This is a genomic window from Algoriphagus machipongonensis (genome assembly GCF_000166275.1).
Taxonomy (GTDB): domain Bacteria; phylum Bacteroidota; class Bacteroidia; order Cytophagales; family Cyclobacteriaceae; genus Algoriphagus; species Algoriphagus machipongonensis.
Map to the genome: position 1 here is coordinate 3,443,377 of NZ_CM001023.1, position 22,518 is coordinate 3,465,894.

A 22,518-nucleotide genomic window follows, 5' to 3' on the forward strand; every position below is an offset into this window, starting at 1 on the left:
GATAATTATCGAGAGGGATTTTTCTTTTTAAAGCCTTCTTTTGTTTGGCTGCAGTACTACATACCCTACTAACTGATCATATCGAGAACCTAAGGCTCGATAATAAACCATCACCTCATAGATGTTTTCAGTTTCAAAATAACTTCCTTCCAAGGTATTGGTCACAAATGTATCTCCCTCTAGGTATCCTAGTTGGAAATCATACCACCCTTGTTTCAATAACATCGAAGTTTGGTAAACGTTAAATTTATCGCTCCACTCCATTTTGGCTTCAGGAGTTTTACCCCAATTTGTTAGGGCCCCTATCAGGTACAGAGGATCATTGCTTTGTGGAATATCTGCCTGAAACGTCATATAAACATATTGACTTTCCACTTCTGGGTCCCCTCCTGGCCTATCATTATTATCTACTATATATTGTCCATTAAGGTCTAAATACTGAGAATAAGCCTCGGTTGGCCTAGGATTCATAGGTAAAGTTTCTCCAAAAACAGCATCTTCTTCTACTCGCATCGAAGCAATATTTTGACCACGTGCTCTCATAAATCTCAGATCAATAAATCGGAATTCATTTCCGGCATCAAATGTATTATCCCCATCAAAATCTTCATATCGGAGCACTTTGGTGCTCTGATTCATGAAAGTAGGCTTGGATAAAAACTTAGCATTATCCCACCGCTGATTTTGACGAACCACTATTTTAATCTGGGTCTCAGGGCTTGTAACATCTACCTTGGAGTAATTAACGATAGTATTCACCTGCTGCAAACCTCTCCTTCCTGCCGTTTGAGTTGGAGGTACTACAGCGGCTCCAACAGTCAAAAGATCCTCGTAAACCATGAATCGCTTGGTTAAAATAACTTCACTTTCATCCCTCCTTCTATAAACCTTGACTACATAATTCCCTGACTTGGTGACTCTTGGAACCTTAAACTCATAATGGATATAGGGGATTCTTGTGTTGACCGAATAATCATAATCCTGAACATTAAATTCATTATAGGCAATTAAAAAGTCATTGTTTTTCAATGCCGATTGCTGCCAATCAGCATCGCAATGGATCAACTTGGCCGTATACAACTCAGGATCATATGCTAGATCATCAAAAAACAATACCAAAGGCCTTCCTCCATTGATGGACACAACGGGAGCATCCAGCTGACTTCCGGTGGTTTCCCCCATAGGAAACAGCCTGACAGACTGAATATGATCTTTATAAACCTTATCTTCTATTACTTGGCCAAAAACATTGGTACCAAGCAATAAACTTATCAAAGTTAGAAGTCCTGTTAATCTTTTCATGCTCGTCAAAATAGTCAAATTGAAAAGCAAAATAAGCATCCCTAGGCGATTGTCTCCTGAATCATAGAAATTTGATCGACCAAAGCCTCCCATTTATCATTCATTTCATTCAATTGTTTATGAAGTTCTTGATGTTTGAGCTGGGCTTTTTTTGCTTCTTCATCATCAGAATATAGGGACGGATCCGCCATTTTGGTTTCAAGCTGACTCTTACTTTGCTCTAGCTTCTCTATACTAGCTTCAACTTTAGAAAGACTTTCCTCTAATTTCTTAAGCTCTTTTTTAGCTTGATTTAGCTCAACTTGACTTTTTTGAGGGGCAGGCTTCGATTTTTTCGGAGCTTTTTCAGCTGTAGGCTCCTTTTTCTCAACTTGTTGAGATTTCCAAAAAGCATACTCTTCATAGGTACCTGGATACTCCTTTATTTCATGATCTTCTATAAACCAGATTTTATTGGCCACTCCCTTGATGAAATGTCTATCGTGTGATACCGTTACAAAAGTCCCTTCATACTGCTGTAATGCTTGAATCAAAATATTGACCGACTGGAAGTCCAAATGGTTTGTAGGTTCATCCAAAAGCAGAAAATTGGCTTCAGAAATCAAGGTTTTCGCAAGGGCTACTCTAGACTTTTCTCCTCCTGATAATACTTTTATCTTCTTAAACACATCATCATTTGTGAATAAGAAGCATCCTAAGACATTTCTGAGTTCAGTTTCTGTTTTGGCACTTCCTTCCTGACTCATCTCCTGAAGAACCTCATTTTCTAAGGTTAAAGCTTCTAATTGATGCTGAGCAAAAAAGGATTTAATAACATTGTATCCTTCCTCCCTTTCGCCATTGATCTTTTCTGAGCCATCAATGATTCTCAATAAAGTAGACTTTCCCTTACCATTTGCTCCAATCAGTGCGATCTTATCACCACGCTCAATTCTTGCTGTCGTGTTTTTCAAGATGACATTTTCCCCATAAGCTTTTGACACATGGTCTAAAACCACCACATCTCTACCTGATTGCTTTGAGAATTTAAACTTAAAATTGACAGAAACTTGATCATCCACTACCTCGTGCACTTTCTCCATGCGATCCAATGCTTTAATTCTGGACTGAACCTGATTTGATTTGGTAGCTTTGGCACGGAATCGCTCAATAAACTTTTCCGTTTGTTTAATCATTTGCTGCTGATTCTCGTAGGCATTTTGCTGAATCTCCATACGTTCTTTCTTCTCTTCCTTATAAAAGGAATAGTTACCAGAATAAAGAGTGAGAGTCTGATTTGCTACCTCCACAGTACTGCTGATGCAATTATCTAAAAATGTTTGATCGTGTGAAACTACCACTACCGCTCCTTCGTAGGTTTTAAGATAGTTTTCTACCCATTGGATGGAAGGTAAATCCAAGTGGTTGGTAGGCTCATCCAGCATTAGTAGAGAAGGCTTTTCCAATAAGAGTTTTGCGAGCATCACTCGCATCCTCCAGCCTCCGGAAAAAGTTCTTAGCGGCTTTTGCAGATCAGAGGTTTTAAAACCAATTCCTTCTAAAACCTCCTCAGCTTTTGCCTTAATTGTATACCCTTCATTTGCTTCAAACTGATCCTGAAGTTTGGCAAGTCGATCCATAATTTCCTCAGAATGATCCGTTTCCATTTGGATAAGGACTTGGTTTATTTCTTCTTGCAGATCAAGGGTTTCTTTAAAAGCTGCCAAAGCCACATCGAGAATACTATCATCAGATTGGTAAGACAGCAAGTCTTGATTTAAAAATCCAATGGTACAATCTTTTGCTTTCTGAACTTCTCCCGATGAGGGTTGAAAATCTCCAGAAATAATTTTCAAAAGTGTAGATTTACCTGTACCATTCTGACCAACCAAACCTATTTTATCTTTAGGCTTGATATGGAGGTTGGCATTTTCGTAAAGCGGACGTCCGCCGATGTAATAGGAAAGGTTGCTGATCGATAACATGCCCCAAAAATAAAGATTAACCCGTTCATATACCTTTGAAAAAAGAACATTCTGATTTTGATTAGTTTACTTACTGTAAGACAACAATAATTATGAAAAGCTTATCAACATTTACATTTTCTATGCTTTTTGCAGCAGTATCTCTGAATGCAAATGGCCAGCAAGGAGGAGAAGCTTCTCTTCAAGCGATAAAAATTAACGACGATTCCAAAAAAATTGACATTTCTCAAGCGAAAGCTGAGGTTCAGTTGGACAAACTGTCTCTACCTCCCAACTTTAAGATTGAGGTCTATGCTGCAGATGTTCCCAATGCCAGATCATTAGCTTTGAGCGAGGAAGGAATTGTCTTCGTCGGTTCACGGCAGGAAAACAAAGTCTACGCAATCGTAGATGAAGATGGAGATGGCAAAGCAGATTCCAAATACATACTGGGTGAGGAAATGAATATGCCAAATGGCGTTGCCTATAGAGATGGTGATCTTTATGTTGCTGAGGTGAACAGAATTTTAAAGTATAAAGACATCAAAAACAATTTGAGTAATCCTACTTTTGAAGTGATTTATGATGGGTACCCAACAGAATCACATCATGGTTGGAAATTTATTTCTTTTGGACCTGATGGGATGCTTTATGTACCTGTAGGAGCCCCATGTAATATCTGTGATCCTGAAGAGGATATTTTCGCTTCTATCACTAGAATTGACGTCGATGCTTCTAGTCCAAGCCCAGAAGTGTATGCGCATGGCGTGAGAAATACCGTAGGATTCGACTGGAATCCAAAGACAGGAAACCTATGGTTTACTGACAATGGTAGAGATATGTTGGGTGATGATATTCCAAATTGTGAATTGAATAAAGTAACTGCTTCAGGACAGCACTTTGGCTATCCTTTTTGGCATGCCGGAGATGTAAAAGATCCAGAATTTGGAGAAGCAGGAGGACCGAAAAGTGATTATGTAGCGCCTGCTGCCTTAATGGGACCTCACAATGCACCGCTGGGTATGAGGTTTTATGAAGGAAGTATGTTTCCAAATGCCTACCAAAACCAAATCTTTGTTGCGAAACATGGATCTTGGAATAGAAGCAAAAAAGCAGGGTACATTGTAGCCGTAGAAAAGTTAGATGCAAACTCTAATGTAGTGAGCGAAGAAACCTTTATCGAAGGCTGGCTTGATGATGCCTCGCAAGATGTTTGGGGTCGACCTGTAGATGTTCAAGCTCTACCTGATGGCAGTTTGCTTGTTTCAGATGATATGGCAGGAGTTATTTACCGGGTTACTTATACCGGAATGTAAAAATTTGAGGGAAGTTTTCACTTCCCTCTTTTTATTTTAACCAATCTGGTTTTGTGGTGATTATTTCCGCCTGCAGTTGATTTAAGAGGTTGTATAGCCCAAAATAAGTCCTGTTGATATAAAGACCGTGACGTGAGCCTCTCGCCTGCCTAGACTTCTTAAACATGGCATCATTAGAAACCCGGTCGCCTAGCAAGAAGATCTGTTCAAAAAAGCTATCATCTGAAAAATCAAAACTTTCGGAATGGAAAGGTTTCCCAAGTAAGGATATCATCTCTTTAAAAACAGATTTGAAATACTTTTGCTCCTCAGGGGTGTCTTTATCCGATATAAACTCCAAGTCGAAGAATATTTGATCCAGCTCCTCTGCATTGATCAATAAATCTCTCTTGATCAAGGAGAAATAACCTTGGTAAAAATCCTCGGGAATTACTTTTACACACCCAAAATCAATCACCCCAAGTTGATCCTTATCCTGAACAATAAAATTACCTGGATGCGGGTCTGCATGCACCTGACCAAGGTTATGCACCTGATGATGATAAAAATCCCAAAGCGCCTGTCCTATTTGATTTCTGGACTTTTGAGAGGGATTGGTTTCTAACCATTCTTTTAGATGTTTTCCATCCATCCAATCCATGGTAATAATTCTCTCTGCACTTTGCTCTTCGTAATAATTCGGGAACTTCAAATTGGGAATCTCTGAGCAAGCTGCTGAAATTTCTTTCGACCTCTCCACTTCGAGTATGTAATCCGTTTCTTCTAGCAGTTTTTCCTCAACCTCCGCCATATAATGGTCCAGCTCTCGCTCATTCATATTCAACAGCCGAAGGGCAAATGGTCGAACTAACTTCAAATCCGAACTTACTGAATCTGCAATTCCTGGATATTGAATTTTAACCGCCAGATCCTGACCATTTTTTGAGGCTTTATGAACCTGCCCTATGGATGCAGCATTAACCGCAGACCTGGTGAAAGAGTCGTACATCTGCTCTGGTGATTTTCCAAAGTACTTTTGAAAAGTCTTCACCACTAACGGATAAGAAAGCGGTGGCGCAGAATATTGAGCCATGGCAAACTTGTCCTGATAGGCTCTAGGCAATAAGTTTTTATCCATTGACATCATTTGAGCCACCTTTAATGCAGAGCCTTTCAACTCACTTAAAGACTTATAGATGTCTGTGGCATTGCTTTTATGTAGTTCATCTTTGTTGAGATCATGCTGAACGACCTTTTTGGCATAATGCTTCACATAATTTCCACCAACTTTTGCACCAGTGGAAATAAATTTTGCAGCTCGCTGCACTTTAGATACAGGAATCGAAGTCTGCTCGGTTAGGTTATCTCTCATGGCTTATTTAGACTGGTACATAAATTTTGCGAAGTCCAAAAAGGAATCCAATGCACTTTTTCCCATCAAGTCAAAAGCTAAATTGACTGACTTTTCTATCGCTGCATCTGTTTTTTCAAATCTTGGAGACCTGTCATCAAGCCAGTATTTAAAAACAAACCAAAGTTGTATCCACATGGCTTCATCGTACTTTTCGCTGATATATGGCCTCTTTGCTATCTCTTCCGTTTCCTCCCCTTCCAGAATGATGTCATTCGCGAATTCTTTGAACCTTGCCTTAAACTCACTGGTCTCTTTAGGTAGTGCGGTGATTTTTTGACTTGTACTGGAATAGACACTTAGCAAATAAGATCTATTTTTCTTCAGTTCTTCAATCCAAGTAAAGAGAAAACCAAGAAATTTTTCTCTTGCACTGTATTCATTATAAACTTCCTCCGAAGAAATTTGCTTGATCGTCTCTTCAAAAATTTCTATCCAAACAGCTGATTTAATCGCATCAAAAGAGGAATACCAAACGTAAAACTCCTCTTCTTTCAACTTAATGTCTCTCGCAAATTTAAAGATCGATTTTGGAGCTGTGCCATGTTCTAAAACATGAGACTTAAATGCGTCAAGAATGATTTTTTTATAGTCTTTCTTAGTACTTTTTTTTGTTGCGGCAGTTGTCATATGGTATACTTTTATCTATATGCTTAACTGCTAAAAGTGGCTATTGGTTTATTATTTAGGCATAAAAAAACCGGAGATAAATCTCCGGCCCTATTTTATGCTCTTTATTTTACACCACCTTTTCAATCACCAAGTTGTGATTTGTATAAATACAGACATCAGCAGCGATGTTCAAACTCTCTCTTACCATTTCTTCTGCGGACATTTGAGGAGCAAATTGTTTCATGGCACGAGCAGCAGATTGTGCATACATACTCCCAGAACCAATGGTTGCAATTTCCATATCAGGCTCTATCACATCTCCAGTCCCAGAGATAATCAAAATATCATCTTGGTCAGCTACAATCATCATTGCCTCCAGTTTGCTAAGCATCCTGTCGGTTCTCCACTCCTTGGCCAATTCAACAGCTGCTCTTTTCATATTATTCCCAAAGGCACCCAGTTTTTCTTCAAACTTCTCTAGAAGTGTAAAAGCATCAGCCGTGGAACCAGCAAAGCCAGTCACAATTTTTCCACCCTGTAAAACTCTAAGTTTCTTAACTGTACTTTTTGCTACTGTATTACCTAAAGTTGCTTGTCCATCTGCTCCAATGACTACTTCTCCATTATGACGAATTGCGACAACCGTGGTAGATTTAATTCTTTCCATATTTTCTATTTTCTAAAACTTCTAGTAAAAATCTCAGTATCCTTTATTGACTCGATTAAAACCAATTTCTGCTTTATTACCAATAACCGTACAAAAAGCAAAAAGTCCTGAAATCAGGACTTTTTGGCAGTTTAATATTTGATAGATCAGACTAGCAGTCTGATTGGATCTTCTAATAGACTCTTCAGAGAAAGTAAGAAGGCTGAGCCAACAGCTCCATCTACTACCCTATGGTCGCAAGACAGGGTTACCTTCATCACATTTCCAACTTTCATCTCTCCATTTTTCACAACTACTGTTTCCTTGATCCCGCCTACTGCTAGGATACAAGAATCTGGTGGATTAATGATCGCAGTAAATTCTTCAATACCAAACATCCCTAAGTTTGAGATAGTGAAAGTATTTCCTTCCCAATCTTTTGGTTGCAGCTCTTTATTCTTGGCCTTACCTCCTAAGGATTTTGCTTGAGTAGAAATCTGAGAAAGAGTTAGGCTGTCTGCAAAACGAATGACTGGCACTAACAATCCTTCTTCTACAGCTACGGCCATTCCAATATGAACATGATCGTTATATCTGATTTTATCTCCCAACCAACTGGAGTTCACTTTTGGGTTCTGACGCAATGCAGCAGCAGAAGCCTTAATGACCATATCGTTGAAAGAAATTTTCACCGGAGAAATCTCATTCATGCTTTTTCTCGCTTCAATCGCCTTGTCCATGTTGATTTCCATGGTTAAGTAGAAGTGAGGAGCACCAAATTTACTTTCAGCCAACCGCTTAGCAATGACTTTTCGCATTTGAGAAACCTTCTCCTCGGTAAAGCTTTCCTGACCTACAGCTGGTGCTGCACTAGCTCCTGCTTGAGGCGCTGCAGCTGGCTTGAAGTTTTCAATGTCTCTTTTGACAATTCTTCCTCCTTCACCAGATCCACTCACCTGTCGGATATCCAAACCTTTTTCTTCAGCCATTTTCTTAGCTAAAGGAGAGGCTTTTACTCTTTCACCATCAGAAGTAACAGGGGCAGATGTTGCCACAGGTTCACTATTTGATTTGGAAGATTCGGAAGTTTCTGGAGATTTTTCTGGGGCTGCTTCTTTTTTAGGTTCTGGTTCTGGCTCAGAGCTAGATGCTTTCTGTGCTTTCAGCAAAGTTTCATAGTCAGCTCCCTTTTCTCCTATGACAGCAATTACGCCATCTACAGGAACGCTATCTCCAGCTTCCACACCGATGTAAAGCAAAGTACCATCTTCGTAGCTCTCAAGCTCCATAGTGGCCTTATCGGTCTCTACTTCGGCAATGATTTCACCAGATTTGATTTCATCCCCTACCTTTTTCAACCAAGAAGCTATTGTTCCTTCTTGCATGGTATCAGACATTTTTGGCATGGTTACGACCATGGCATTAATATCCGAAACATCAATTTTTTCGGCAGGTTCTTCTGTTTTGCTTGGTTCGGCAGCTTTTTCCTCTGCTTTAGGAGACTCCTCTTTTGGTTTAGAATCTTCTGCACCATTTAACAGGTGCTCGTAATCCTCCCCTTTTTCCCCGATCACAGCGATAACGCCATTTACAGGAACTGAGTCTTTCTCTTTTACCCCAATATATAACAAGACACCTTCGTCGTAGGACTCAAGCTCCATTGTTGCTTTGTCAGTCTCTACTTCAGCCAGGATATCTCCAGGCTTAACGGTATCTCCTACTTTTTTCAACCATGCAGCGATCACACCTTCTTCCATGGTGTCGCTCATTTTAGGCATTCTAATAATTTCGGCCATGAGTTATTGCGCTCTATTCGTTTTTAAAGTGTCCAAAAATAGTTTTTATAAACTCTATATTCAAATATAAAACTAGTATTTTCCCCCTGCATTTCAGCCATCTTTCACCAACTTCCTGATATGCCCATCATTCAAAACGAAAATTACCAAAGACCAAAGTGGCTTTTTAATCGGCATTTGGAAACAATTTATCCAGCTTTGTTTCGAACTGTAAATTTGCAAAAACCTGTCAGGGAAAGAATTACAACCGATGACAAGGATTTTTTAGATTTAGATTGGTATAAACAAGAGAGTCCAAAACTAGTCATCATCAACCATGGTCTAGAAGGAAATAGTTCCCGATCCTATATTTTAGGAATGGCAAAAACTTTTCTTGAAAATAAGTTTGATGTCTTAGCTTGGAACTACCGAGGCTGCGGAGATGAATTAAATCAAACTCCAATCTTCTATCATTCTGGCGCTACCTATGACTTGAATCGAGTGATTGAACACGCGAGCCCGAATTATGAGGAGATTTATCTTGTAGGCTTTTCATTAGGCGGAAACCTCACATTGAAGTATATGGGAGAAAATGGAACCAGTACTGAAAAGATCAAGAAAGCCGTGGCAATTTCTGTCCCTCTTCATCTGAGTAGTTCAAGTCAAAAAATCTCAGAACTTGAAAACACCTTATATTCCAAACGCTTTCTCAAAACTTTGAAAGAAAAGGTTCAATTGAAGGCGAAAATCCACCCAAATGATATTCCTGTGGAAATGCTTCGTAATGTGAAAACCTTGGCGGAATTTGATAATTACTTAACGGGACCTTTGCATGGATTTGCAGATGCCGAAGAGTATTATGAGGTAAACTCCTCACTTTACTTTCTAGACAAGATTAATAAACCTACTTTGGTCTTAAATGCATGGAATGATCCTTTTCTGAGTAAACAATGTTTTCCTGTTGATTTGGCGAAAAAGTTAGAAAAAGTCTACTTCGAATTCCCAAAGAATGGCGGACATGTAGGTTTTACCAATAAAATTCCCAAAAATCCTTATTATTCAGAGCAAAGAGCTGTTGAATTTATAACACAGGATATCTAACTTCCAGTCTCTTTACCCCTAACCAAACAATCATGTGTGGACGATATTCATTGAGCAAAAGTAAAATTGAACTGGAAGAAAGATTTCAAGCTGAAATGCTGTCTGATTTCAAGCCACGATATAATGTCGCACCCACACAATTGGTCCCGGTAATTACATCGGGTAGTCCCAATGGGTTTTCATTTTTTTATTGGGGCATTACTCCGGAGTTTGGAAAAAATAAGCCAGTGTCTCAAAAGTTAATCAATGCCAAAGCAGAAACAGTGGATCAAAAGGTATCCTTTAAAAGTTCTTTTCAAAAAAGACGATGCCTTGTTCCTGCAGACGGTTTTTATGAGTGGAAAAAACTAGGCAAAAAAACTAAAATCCCCTACCGCTTTACACTGAGAGATGAGGAACTTTTCTCCATGGCCGGAATATGGGAAGAGTATGAATCCGTAAACGGAGAAACCCAACATACATTTTTGATCTTGACTACCAACCCAAACCCCATTGTCTCAGATGTTCATGACCGAATGCCGGTAATTTTATCAAAAGAGTTAGAGAAGAAATGGTTAGATGGCTATACCAGCATAGATGAATTAAAAGAACTTTTGAAACCACTTTCGGGAGACCAGATGTTGAGTTACTCAGTATCGCCATTGGTTAATTCCGTTCAGAATGATACTCCTGCGGTCATGAGAAAAACCTCTCCTATGGATCAGCATGGCAATTACACTTTGTTTGGTTAAATCCAAACCTTTTACTTCTATCGTTGTCTTTTATAGGAATACCTAAAGTATTCCGATATTTGATTCCTTTTTTTAATTAAACCCAAAGATCATGAACAATTCCAAAATATTGGGTGTAGGACATTATGTCCCTGAGCGCATCGTCACCAACGATGAGTTATCAGAAATGATGGACACCAATAATGAATGGATCGTCGAAAGGACAGGAATAGAAGAGAGAAGATGGTTTACTCCTGGATTTGACACTGTAACAAGTTTATCCAAAAATGCCTCATTAATGGCTTTGGAAAGAGCCGGACTTCAGGCGAGTGAAATAGATTTTATCGTTTTCGCCACCATAACACCTGACTACTATGTACCTGGAAATGGTGTCCTTTTACAGCGTGAGCTAGGAATCCCTGGTATAGGAGCGTTAGATATACGAAATGCTTGCTCAGGGTTTATTTATGCCCTCTCAGTGGCTGACCAGTTTATCAAAACTGGGATGTATCAAAAAATATTAGTCGTAGGAGCAGAAATTCAGTCATCAGGGCTTGATAAAAGCGATGAAGGAAGGTCCAGTGCGGTTATTTTTGCGGATGGTGCTGGCGCAGTGATCTTGGGAAAAGCAGAGAATCAAAACACAGGAATCCTGTCTACCCATTTACATGCTGACGGTACTTATGCTGAGGAGTTGTATTGTAAAGACCCTGGTAGTTCTAGAGAAGATCGTTTTTCTCAAGACTTGTTTGATTCAGGAAGTTTCTTTCTCAAGATGAATGGAAATGTCGTATTCAAACATGCGATAGTCAGGTTTATTGAAGTGATCAATGAAGCTTTGGAAGCTAATCAATTAAGTAAGGAAGAGATTGACTTATTGGTACCGCATCAGGCTAATTTAAGAATCAGTCAATACATCCAACAAAAATTGAAAATGCCAGATGAAAAGGTATTCAATAACATTATGAATCTAGGAAATACGACTGGAGCCACAATCCCTATAGCTCTTAGTGAAGCTTGGGAGCAAGGACGTATCAAAGAAGGTGACTTAGTTTGCCTTGCAGCTTTTGGATCTGGCTTCACCTGGGCTTCTGCACTTATAAGATGGTAAGATGAACTTTTCTAAAAGCAATCTGGATTTAGAACTTTGGCAAAACCAAGAGCTCTATAAAAGGCAGTATCGACTTAAACTTCATTTTTGGGAAATATTATCAGAGGTAGCAAGTGCTATTGATCCCAGAGAGTTAGAAAAAGTTCTTCCAAGCCATAAATCTTACAAATTATCAAGAGGCAATGACTTATTAGGAATGCCATACCAAGTTTTGGATATTCTAAGAAATTTTGATGAGGAACAAGGTTTAAATATCAGAGTACTAAACTGGTTTGGGAAGGGCATGTACCTAATGGTCCTTACTGGTAGTCAAAAAACTGATATCTGCTCAAAAAGCTTATTAAAGAACGATTTCCTTTTTGGAAAAACAGAGAGCCCTTGGGACTACCCGGGCTTAATAATTGAAAATCTAACAACAAAAAATTTCCAAAACGATTATATTAATCCTCATAAGTTAAACGTTTGGATCAAGCACATTAAATTGGAAGGTGATTCGGAACATGTCAAAAAAACAATCAGTAGGAATTTAATGACTACCATTCGAGTATTGACTAATATGGAACATAGCAGTATTTAACTTATTTTTAACCTGAAATCATATTATACCGTACAATATTTTCAACTGACCCTAAAAGATTAAAATTTAGCCTATCCGAAAAAGGTTAAATGCCTAAAAACAACTTTATGAAATATATCCTTATCATAGGTTTCCTTTTATTTTCCACTACCCTTTTTGCTCAACAAGCCCCCATCGTAAAGATTTTCAATAAAGATTCCACTTTAATGGCTACTGGTGTTCTTGATGGAGTGATTAAACAAGGACTATGGAAATATTATAACCCAAGAACTAATCAACTAATTACCGAAGGAACTTTCAAGGACGGGGTTAGAGACGGGGCATGGACTTCTTATAATTCCAGAGGTTTAAAAAAGGTTATTGCAGAATACCGAGATGGCAAATTGTTTGGTCCTGCACAGGTTTTTGACCTGGACGGGGCCCTAATTACTGAAATGGTTTTTCAAGACAGCGTATTAGTAGGACAGTTTACGGAATACTATGGAAAAACTAATTCACCTGATTACGTGTCACCGAAACAGGTGAAAAGAGAGGGAAGATACAAGGATGGTAAAAAAACGGGAGAATGGTTTTCTTATCATGAGTTTGGAGAAACTGCCGTTAGGGAATTCTTTAAAGAAGATAAAAGGCATGGTCCATATCTTGAATATGATCCTGAAGGGGTCTTACTGCTTGAAACTACCTATAAAGAAGGTGAGTTAGACGGTGAGTTTAAAAGATACTTTTATCCCAACAGAGTTGTGGAAGAAGGAAAATATTCAAAGGGTAAAAAGGTAGGTGTTTGGAAGAGATATTTTCCAGAAAACAATCGCTTGGAAGCGGAAGAAACCTACGATGATCAGGGTAGAAAAATCGGAACTTGGAAATACTATTACGATAATAATAGGGTCGCAAGGATAGAAAAATATGACAACGGGATTCCTGTAGGCACCTGGGAAGAGTATTTTCCTAATAAATCTATCTCAAAGAGAAAAACATTTGAATTGGGTGTACCCGTTGGACCCTATGTGGAATATCATGAATCTGGAGAGCTTTCAGTGACAGGCCAATATAAATCAGGTATGAAAACTGGTTTGTGGAAGAGCTTCTTCCCTTCAGGTGAAATCTATTCCATAGGTGAATATAGAAATGATCAAAAAACAGGTCTTTGGAAATATTTCAATAAAATCGGGATTCTAATTGCCGAAGGCGAATATAAAATTGGGCATGAAACAGGTCAGTGGGTTTACTACTATGATGGAGGACAACTCAAATCTGTAGGTAGCTATAAGATAGGATTGGAAGATGGTACTTGGGGATTATTTTATGACAATAAACAACTCACTCAAGAAGAATATTGGGACTCAGGAAGATTATTGAATGTAGGAGAATATCATTCATATGACGGTTCCGAGACTTTTGACAAAGGCACACTAGAGGATGGCAATGGCACTAGATTCACTTACTATGTCAATGGAAAAAAAGAATCTCAAGGAAGTTATAAAGATGGAAAAGCTGAGGGAACATGGATATTTTACCATGAAAATGGAAGAAAAGCTTCGGAAGGTAATATGATTGAAGGAAAAAAGGACGGTGTTTGGAGATACTACAACCCCGCAGGTAGATTAGAAGATTTAATCAACTATAAGGATGATGAAATAGTGGAGGACCTTGAGGAGTATTACAAACCCATTATGTTCTAAGCTTATATAATATTAGAACCAAAAAAGGCAAGTGTGAAATTTCCACTTGCCTTTTTTGATTAAATATTAACTAATCGATTCATACTAAGAAAAAGTGTTTTTAACTCTAAAATTTTGAATTATAGACATTTATATTTAAATTCATTGACTTTTAAAACTTGTCCGATAGACCATTTTTTTAACTGTATTAGTTTATTTTAAGGGTGATTGAGCTACGGACTCTTAACGATTATTAATTTTTTAAGCCCGGCATGACCGGGCTTATTTTATTTTCTAGAGTAATCATCCTCCACCCTAACGATATCTTCTTCATTGGATGGATTTTCAGGATCTGAGTGCATCCAAATTTCAGCAACAATCCCCCAATTCTTTGTTCCTACCAATCGATGTCTTTCGCCTTTAGCCAGGGAAATTGTTTCACCAATTTTCATTAATTCTTCTGGACCTTGTTCATCGCTATCACTTCTAACGATGGCAGATTCACCAGCAATCAATTTCCAGATTTCTGACCTTCTATAATGATATTGCCAAGACAATCTAGCCCCTGGGGCAACCAAAAGAAATTTCGGTGAAAGCTTTTGCTCTAATTGAGCTTCAGACAATTCTACTTCATCGAAAAAAGCCTCCTTAAATTTTAAAATTTGTTTTTCATCCAAAACAAAAAAACCTCCCCAGGGACGAGTTTGGTCAATTTTTGAAATTCTAAACTCTTCCTGGTTTAAAAATTCTTCTACTTTAGAAAACACCTCTTTTTTGGAGAGATGTGGTAAAAGATCAATCGTAATCATAATTCAATTTTCTAATTAAATAATAAAGTAAATAAATAGAGTTTAATAATTCCTCATATATCAAATCTTTTAATGGGCCACAAGAATTCAATCAATTAATCTCTAATGCAATACGAAATTGCATTATGTTCTATTATTTTTTTAAAAAAGTATTTTTTGAAACATAAAAAATACCTTAATTGAGGATTAACTTTAACCTATGCACCTGATAAACCCACAAGCAGTAATTGATAAAATGGACGGAGTCGTCGAAATCAAGAGCTACTTAAACAAAATTAAAATCATTAAAAACTTGTACCTGAAGGGTGCAAATACCGCAAGCGAAATTTGTTCTGAAGTTGGAATATCACTCCCAACAGTGAATGCGCTCTTAGGCGATTTGATGAATTCCGGAGAAGTGATCAAACATGGACGCGCTGAGTCTCAAGGCGGTAGAAAACCTGACTTGTATAGATTGGCTGAAGATGCGTTTTATGTTTTGTCAGTAGATCTATCAAGATTTCAGGTAAATCTGGCGCTTTATTCCTGTAATCAATCACTAGCAGCTTCCAAGGAAAGTCACAAAATCACCTTAAATAACGAAAAGGAAACCTTTGATAAGCTTTGCGATATCATTGATGAATACCTAGTCAAAACGGGTATTCCTTCGGAAAAAATCATTGCCATTGGATTTTCAATGCCAGGATTACTAGACTCAATTGGCGGTGTGAACTACACCTATTTGAAATTTGGTAAAAAATCTTTGCTTGAAAACCTGGAAGAAAGATTTTCCAAAAAGATATTTCTAGAGAATGATGCGCGGGCAATGACCTTAGCCGAATTTAAATTTGGCTCAGAACACTCACATAAAAACGTTTTGGGAATATTTGTAGGTTGGGGGATTGGCCTTGGGATCATCATAGATGGCAAAATCTATCAAGGTGCTTCTGGTTTCGCTGGAGAATTTTCTCATTCCCCTATTTTCGAATCTAGAGATGTTACTTGTACCTGCGGAAAAAAAGGATGTTTGGAATCAGTAGCTTCAGGCACTGCCATCGTCAAAATGGCTGAAGAAGCCATTAAGCTTGATCCAGATAGCATTTTAGCGCGAATGGTAAGAGATCACCAAGGTGAATTAGAACCTGCATTAGTGGTAGAAGCTGCTTTAGCTGGAGACCAACGTGCGATCACCATATTATCTGAGGCAGGCTTGGACCTAGGTAGAGGTATTTCTATCTTAATACAGCTATTAAACCCTGAATTAATTATCATTGGAGGTTCTGTGGCAGAAGCAAATCAATACTTAATTACCCCTATTCAGCAAGCCCTAAACATCTATAGCATGGCCAAATCCAGAGAAAAATCTCAATTGGCTCTCTATCAGTTGGGTGAAGATGTCGGACTATTGGGAGGCGTTGCGGTTGTCAATGAAAAGTTATTCGAAGACCTCATAAACAGGCTGAGTTAATACTAGCCCAATACACCATGTATTTTCCTGACTTCTGCAGTAAATTTTCACTGCTAATTGGATCATTATTTATTCTATCACTTGGGAATGAGTCCCTTGCTCAAGAGAATTCTACCCATTTTGAAAAATTATCCAATAGAAAGACCGGAATCACATTCAAAAACCAATTAAAAGAGGACGAGAAAAATAACATACTACGCTATGAATATTTTTACAATGGCGGAGGTGTTGCCATTGGGGATTTAGATAATGATGGCTTGAAGGATATATTTTTCACAGGCAATATGTCCTCCAATAAACTCTATAAGAATCTTGGAAACTGGAAGTTTGAAGATTTAACCAAAGATTCTGGAATCGGAGGAAAAGATGTCTGGACCACTGGAGTCAGCATGGCAGATGTGAATGGAGATGGCCTATTGGATATTTATGTTTGCTACTCTGGCAAAGGAATCCCATCCGAAAGAGGGAATGAGCTATGGGTCAATCAAGGAAATTTTGAATTTAAGGAAGCAGCAGAATCTTATGGAATTGCTGACAAATCAAATAGTACGCAAGCCCTGTTCTTTGATTTTGATAGAGATGGGGATTTAGATCTTTACCTTCTAAATCACAACATAGAAGTCATTAATGAACTTGAGTTTAGCGAGGTCAAAGACATCAGACACCCTTATGCTGGAGATAAACTCTATCGAAATGACAATGGAAAATTTATTGATGTCAGCGATCAATCTGGAATCAAAGGGACAGCACTAGGGTTTGGACTTGCTGTAGTTTCCTCGGACATCAACCAGGATGGCTGGCCAGACCTTCTGGTCACCAATGATTACATAGAGCCAGATTACCTCTACATCAATAATGGAGACGGAACTTTTTCCGATCAAATGAAAGAATACTTTCAGCACATTTCCCATTTTTCTATGGGGGCAGACATTTCTGATATTAACAATGATGGAAAACTGGACATCTATACGCTGGACATGCTTCCTGAGGACAATGAGAGGCAAAAACTTCTTTATGGCCCTGAAAATTATGAGCAATATGCATTGATGATCCAACAAGGTTTCCATCATCAGAATATGCGAAACATGCTCCAACTAAATCAAGGGGAAGGCAATTTTTCAGAAATAGGACAGCTTTCTAATATCTCTAATAGTGACTGGAGTTGGTCAGCTTTGTTTTTGGATGCCACCAATAGCGGGAACAAGGATTTGTTTATCACTAATGGCTATTACAGAGATTATACAAATAGAGATTTTCTGAAGTATAAAGGTGATTATTATTTCAAACAAGCAATTGCAAATGAGAAAGCTGACACGCTTCATTTAGTCACTAGCATGACCTCCACTCCTATTCATAACTACATTTTTGAAAATGAAGGAGATTTAACTTTTTCAGATCGCACAATGGACTGGGGTTTTGAGGAGAAGGGATTTTCAAGTGGCGCCTCATATGCTGATTTAGACAATGACGGGGACTTAGATTTGATAGTCAATAATCTGAATGAATTTGCTTCGATTTATGAAAATAAGACTGAATCAAGCCATTGGATACAATTGCTATTAAATTCACCTTCAAAAAATAAATTTGGTATTGGAGCGACAGTGGACTTATACTCAGGGGAAAAAACACAGACCATTGAAGTTCAAACTGTACGTGGTTTTCAATCCTCTGTCAGTCCTAGGCAACATTTTGGATTAGGTGCTTCTGAGAAAATAGACTCACTTGTTGTCACGTGGCCTGATGGTTCAATCCAAAAATTACATGACCTTGCCAGCAACCAATTGTTGGTTTTGAATCAGGAAGACAGTAACCCATCCAATCCAACTCAAAGAATAACAAGTCAATTATTAACCCCGATTCCAACGGTTCCAGACTATACACCAAACCCTAACACGTTTAATGATTTTAAGAGGCAGCCATTAATGCTAACCATGGCTAGTAGTATAGACCCAGTACTTTCTCAGGGAGACTTAAATGGGGATGGAATACAAGAATTATTTGTAGGCGGTTCAAAGGGGAAGGCAGGAGAAATTTTCTCAATGTTAAATGGACAATGGCAAAAATTCTCTGGCTATACCCCAGACAATGGACATACAGATGCTGTTGCTATTTTTAAAGATTTTAATGGAGACGAATTTCAAGATCTGTTTGTTGGAAGTGGTGGTTACCATGATTACATAGGATCCGATGAGGCTTTGTTAGATAGGCTATATCTAAATGATGGTAATGGAAAATTAATCCTTCAAACCAATTTCCCAGATTACAAGTTTAGCACCGGAACGGCTCAAGCAATAGATATCAATGGAGATGGTGCAATGGATTTATTTGTTGGAGCCAAACTAATTCCTGGTAGATACCCGATCATTCAGGAAAGTAAGATTCTCATCAATGATGGGGAAGGAAATTTCATCGAAGATTCGAGATTCACTCTTCCAAACAATGGGAAAATTGGCATGGTCACTTCTTCAGAGAAAATGGATTTAGATGGAGATGGAAATATGGACCTGATCTTAAGTGGGGAGTTTATGCCTTTGACTGCTTTGGTAAATAACGGGGCTGGTTTTGAAGATCAAACACCTAAATATTTTTCCGCAAACCTTTCCGGATGGTGGGGCAGCTTGGTTAAAGCAGATATTGACAATGATGGAGACTTAGATTTAATTGCCGGGAATTTTGGTCTTAACTCCCAGTTTGAAGCCTCTGAAAACAAACTTCTAAGACTTTATGCAGATGACTTTGATCAGAATGGGTCTGTAGACCCGATTTTAGAGTGTTTTGTAGAAGACAAGATGTATCCATTCCCAAGCAGAGATGAACTATTGATGCAAATGGTAGGAATGAGAAGTAGGTTTACAGACTATGCTTCCTATTCCAAAGCAACTATGGAGGACCTTTTCACACGTCAAGAGCTAGAAAAAGCTCAAATTCTTGAAGCCAATACTTTAGAGTCTTATTACTTAGAAAACAGAGATGGTCAATTTATAGCCAAACCACTCCCCAAAATAGCTCAGTCATTTCCGGTATACAGCATACTTCCTATTGATTTAAATTCTGATGGAAACCTGGACTTAATATTAGGAGGAAATCAAACAGCCATTCGAATCCGTATTGGTAATATAGATGCAGGAATGGGATTAGTTTTACTAGGAGATGGAAAAGGAAATTTCGAATCGGTTTCTCCTTCCAAATCTGGGTTATCGATCAAAGGAGATATCAAATCCATAGTACCTATCACCTATGAAGGAAAGACAGATATTCTATTTGGCATCAATCAAAAAGCTCTTAAAATCTTTGAAGTAAAATGAGGCAACCCTTCCAAAAAGCTTTCTTTTTAACAGGCCTATTTATTAGCATAGGATTACTGGGGTTTGCTAATCCAAAACCTGTTAATTGGCCTAAAATCTATGCGGAAAAGCACTTTCATTTGACTGAAGTAATGGTTACAGATGTAGCCAGTCCTCCTGTAGCGGCAAGAATTTATGCTTACTCTAACCTTGCATCCTATCTTCTAATCCAAAACCAAGGAATTGAGTTTAATCATGGCCCTCTATTAGAGAAAACCTACCTAAACGGACATTCTTGGGACATTCCAAATGTCAAATTGAGTTCTCCGGAATTTGCAGGAATATTAGCTATGCTAAAAGTAGGACAAGCAATAATGCCCTCTGGGTATTTGCTTGAAGAAAAGCAAGAGGAATGGATTAAAAGTGCTCTTAAGCTTAAAATAGTTTCTAAAAAAGAACTTCAAAAACATCTAGATCAGGCAACATCTGTTGCAAAAGCTGTCATAGATGTAGCCAAAAAAGATGGATACATGCAATTATCCACACTCACTCGATACACTCCTCAAAAAGGTGAAGGTTTCTGGTACCCAACTCCCCCAGCCTACATTGAAGCTGTAGAGCCGGAGTGGGAAACTATCAAACCTTTCTTTATAGGCAAATTGGAGGACTTCGCTCCTGCCCCCATGGCTCCTTTTGACATGTCAGAAGGAAGTTCCTTTCATGGGCAATTAATGGAAGTGTATAATACCGTCAATGAGTTAAATGATGAAAGGACATTAATTGCCAACTTTTGGGATTGCAATCCTTTTAAAGTAGAATTCTCAGGCCATATGGCTATTGGGGTAAAAAAAATATCACCGGGGGGGCATTGGATGGGCATCACTGGGATCGCGGCTGAATCCGAAAACCTTTCCTTTTCGGAAACCACCTATATACATGCCTTGGTTGGAATGTCTCTGCATGATGCTTTTATCTCCTGTTGGAAAGCTAAATATGATACAGACCGGATTAGACCGGAGACAGTGATCAACCAAAAAATTGATCAACGCTGGAGACCTATTTTACAAACCCCACCTTTCCCAGAATACACTTCAGGTCATTCAGTGATAAGCAGGGCTTCAGCGGTAGTTTTAACTGGATACTTTGGAGACAATTTTGAGTTTATTGATAGCTCGGAAACCTATTTTGGACTTCCGGAAAGACCCTTCAAATCCTTTCTTTTAGCTTCTGAAGAGGCCGCTATATCTCGTTTATATGGAGGTATTCACTTTAGAGATGCCATTGAGGAAGGTGTAAAGCAAGGAGAGAAAATAGGTGATATGATTTGGGCATCAGTAAAAGACAAACCTTAACTCGGATAAAGAAATAATTACACGTCATGAGATTTTCACATACCATTTACTTATTCACCGGTATTATACTGTCTTCCCTTTTTTCATCCTGTCAAAACAAGGAAGTTGAGTCGACTGAAACAGAAATACCATCTAAACCTAATATCGTCCTGATATTCGCTGATGATATGGGATATGGTGATTTAGGTGTCTATGGAGCCACCCAATGGGAGACTCCAAATCTTGATAAAATGGCATCTGATGGTGTAAGATTCACTCAATTTTATGTTCCTCATGCGGTTTGTTCAGCTTCCAGAGCAGCCTTATTGACGGGGACCTATGCGAATAGACTTGAGATTTTTGGAGCTTTGGATCACTCTGCTAAGCATGGATTAAACCCAGAAGAAACAACCATTGCTGAAATGCTTAAAGCCAATGGATATGCCACTGGGATCGTAGGAAAATGGCATTTGGGACACCAAGCACCTTTTCTTCCCACCGAACAAGGGTTTGACTCCTACTATGGACTTCCCTATTCGAATGATATGTGGCCCCATCACCCAGAGGTGAAAGGATACTACCCTCCTCTTCCATTATATGAGAATACAGCTGTTATAGATACTTTGGATGATCAAAGTATGTTGACTACTAATTACACTGAAAAGGCTTTAGAGTTCATTGAAAATAGCAAGGATAAGCCATTCTTCTTATACCTAGCACACAGCATGACTCATGTACCTCTTTACGTTTCAGATAAGTTTAAAGGAAAATCCGAGCATGGTCTTTACGGAGATGTAATGATGGAAGTGGATTGGTCTGTGGGTCAGGTTAGAAATAAATTAGATGAGCTTGGACTCGCTGAAAACACTATTGTGATATTCACCTCAGATAATGGACCTTGGCTTTCTTATGGTGGTCATGCAGGCTTGACAGGAGGACTTAAAGAAGGTAAAGGTACTTCATGGGATGGTGGCATTAGGGAACCAGGAATTTTTGTTTGGCCAGATCATTTTCCCGCAGGAAAAGTAGAAACACAAGCTGCCATGACTATTGATATCCTACCAACCCTTGCAGAAATCACAGGTTCTAAGCTCCCTGAATTGCCAATCGATGGGAGAAGTATTTTACCTATGCTTGAAGGCAAAGAGATGGACCCTAAGCCTTACTTTGCTTATTATAATCGAAATGAATTGCAGGCTGTAATTTTTGGTAATTGGAAGATGGTTCTTCCACATTCTTATAGAAGCATTCCAGAGGGAACAGAAATGCGAAATGATGGTATTCCTGTAAAATACCATATGCTGAATCTGGAAAAGGCAGAACTTTTCGATTTATCTGTTGACCCAAATGAGACTAAGGATCTATCAGCGAGTAATCCTGAAATTGTAGCCAAATTAAGCCAATTTGCAGATGAAGCCAGAGCTGATATGGGTGATGCTCTAACAGATTCCGAAGGAACAGGATTAAGAAAACATGGAAGATTAGAGGAATAAAAATAGAGGG

At 38.6% G+C, this 22,518-nt stretch carries 17 protein-coding genes; 10 read left to right on the forward strand and 7 right to left on the reverse strand.

What is annotated here, in order from left to right; translation table 11 throughout:
* Window positions 1-27: 27 nt before the first annotated feature.
* Window positions 28-1,302: a type IX secretion system plug protein gene (locus tag ALPR1_RS14480; protein ID WP_008201773.1), complete on the reverse strand. Its 1,275-nt coding sequence runs from the start codon at window positions 1,300-1,302 to the stop codon at window positions 28-30.
* A gap of 41 nt (window positions 1,303-1,343) precedes the next feature.
* Window positions 1,344-3,266, reverse strand: a complete 1,923-nt coding sequence (locus ALPR1_RS14485; protein WP_008201774.1) for an ABC-F family ATP-binding cassette domain-containing protein — start codon at window positions 3,264-3,266, stop codon at window positions 1,344-1,346.
* A 122-nt stretch (window positions 3,267-3,388) separates the two neighbouring features.
* On the opposite strand from ALPR1_RS14485, the gene ALPR1_RS14490 reads away from it, so the two are divergent.
* Complete coding sequence (locus ALPR1_RS14490) at window positions 3,389-4,561, forward strand: PQQ-dependent sugar dehydrogenase (protein WP_008201777.1); 1,173 nt, start codon at window positions 3,389-3,391, stop codon at window positions 4,559-4,561.
* Window positions 4,562-4,592: 31 nt separating this feature from the next.
* On the opposite strand, the gene ALPR1_RS14495 is transcribed toward ALPR1_RS14490, so the two are convergent.
* The 4 genes from ALPR1_RS14495 to ALPR1_RS14510 all read right to left on the reverse strand — a co-directional run bounded on the left by ALPR1_RS14495 (window position 4,593) and on the right by ALPR1_RS14510 (window position 9,005).
* Window positions 4,593-5,912 (reverse strand): ABC1 kinase family protein, encoded by a 1,320-nt coding sequence (locus ALPR1_RS14495; protein ID WP_008201779.1) that lies wholly within the window; start codon window positions 5,910-5,912, stop codon window positions 4,593-4,595.
* Window positions 5,913-5,915: 3 nt separating this feature from the next.
* A complete protein-coding gene (locus tag ALPR1_RS14500; RefSeq protein ID WP_008201780.1) occupies window positions 5,916-6,581 on the reverse strand; it encodes a TetR family transcriptional regulator C-terminal domain-containing protein in 666 nt (221 codons plus the stop codon).
* 109 nt (window positions 6,582-6,690) lie between these two features.
* A complete protein-coding gene (gene hslV / locus ALPR1_RS14505) occupies window positions 6,691-7,230 on the reverse strand; it encodes an ATP-dependent protease subunit HslV (RefSeq protein ID WP_008201782.1) in 540 nt (179 codons plus the stop codon).
* A gap of 146 nt (window positions 7,231-7,376) precedes the next feature.
* A complete protein-coding gene (locus tag ALPR1_RS14510) occupies window positions 7,377-9,005 on the reverse strand; it encodes a pyruvate dehydrogenase complex dihydrolipoamide acetyltransferase (RefSeq protein WP_040302878.1) in 1,629 nt (542 codons plus the stop codon).
* Between the two features lie 120 nt (window positions 9,006-9,125).
* On the opposite strand from ALPR1_RS14510, the gene ALPR1_RS14515 reads away from it, so the two are divergent.
* From ALPR1_RS14515 to ALPR1_RS14535, 5 genes are all read left to right on the forward strand, one after another.
* Entirely contained in the window at window positions 9,126-10,085 is a 960-nt protein-coding gene (locus tag ALPR1_RS14515) for a YheT family hydrolase (RefSeq protein WP_008201787.1), read from the forward strand.
* A gap of 32 nt (window positions 10,086-10,117) precedes the next feature.
* Complete coding sequence (locus tag ALPR1_RS14520; protein ID WP_008201790.1) at window positions 10,118-10,816, forward strand: SOS response-associated peptidase; 699 nt, start codon at window positions 10,118-10,120, stop codon at window positions 10,814-10,816.
* A 91-nt stretch (window positions 10,817-10,907) separates the two neighbouring features.
* Window positions 10,908-11,906 (forward strand): 3-oxoacyl-ACP synthase III family protein, encoded by a 999-nt coding sequence (locus ALPR1_RS14525; protein ID WP_008201792.1) that lies wholly within the window; start codon window positions 10,908-10,910, stop codon window positions 11,904-11,906.
* Between the two features lies 1 nt (window position 11,907).
* A complete protein-coding gene (locus ALPR1_RS14530; protein WP_008201794.1) occupies window positions 11,908-12,483 on the forward strand; it encodes a hypothetical protein in 576 nt (191 codons plus the stop codon).
* Between the two features lie 107 nt (window positions 12,484-12,590).
* Window positions 12,591-14,165: a toxin-antitoxin system YwqK family antitoxin gene (locus tag ALPR1_RS14535; RefSeq protein ID WP_040303684.1), complete on the forward strand. Its 1,575-nt coding sequence runs from the start codon at window positions 12,591-12,593 to the stop codon at window positions 14,163-14,165.
* Between the two features lie 266 nt (window positions 14,166-14,431).
* Here the strand turns inward: ALPR1_RS14535 and ALPR1_RS14540 are convergent, their stop codons facing one another.
* A complete protein-coding gene (locus tag ALPR1_RS14540; protein ID WP_008201798.1) occupies window positions 14,432-14,953 on the reverse strand; it encodes a cupin domain-containing protein in 522 nt (173 codons plus the stop codon).
* Window positions 14,954-15,152: 199 nt separating this feature from the next.
* Here ALPR1_RS14540 and ALPR1_RS14545 point away from each other — a divergent pair, with 199 nt between their 5' ends.
* From ALPR1_RS14545 to ALPR1_RS14560, 4 genes are read left to right on the forward strand one after another with little or no spacing between them, the layout of a single operon-like run.
* On the forward strand, window positions 15,153-16,400 hold the full coding sequence (locus ALPR1_RS14545; RefSeq protein ID WP_008201799.1) for an ROK family transcriptional regulator: 1,248 nt from the start codon (window positions 15,153-15,155) through the stop codon (window positions 16,398-16,400).
* A gap of 17 nt (window positions 16,401-16,417) precedes the next feature.
* Window positions 16,418-19,705 (forward strand): VCBS repeat-containing protein, encoded by a 3,288-nt coding sequence (locus ALPR1_RS14550; RefSeq protein ID WP_008201801.1) that lies wholly within the window; start codon window positions 16,418-16,420, stop codon window positions 19,703-19,705.
* Window positions 19,702-21,036 carry a vanadium-dependent haloperoxidase gene (locus ALPR1_RS14555; RefSeq protein WP_008201802.1) on the forward strand — a complete coding sequence of 445 codons (1,335 nt, stop codon included), beginning with the start codon at window positions 19,702-19,704 and terminating at the stop codon, window positions 21,034-21,036. The genes ALPR1_RS14550 and ALPR1_RS14555 overlap by 4 nt, the downstream gene beginning before the upstream one ends.
* 26 nt (window positions 21,037-21,062) lie before the next feature.
* Window positions 21,063-22,508 (forward strand): sulfatase family protein, encoded by a 1,446-nt coding sequence (locus ALPR1_RS14560; RefSeq protein WP_008201804.1) that lies wholly within the window; start codon window positions 21,063-21,065, stop codon window positions 22,506-22,508.
* The last annotated feature ends 10 nt before the right edge of the window (window positions 22,509-22,518 follow it).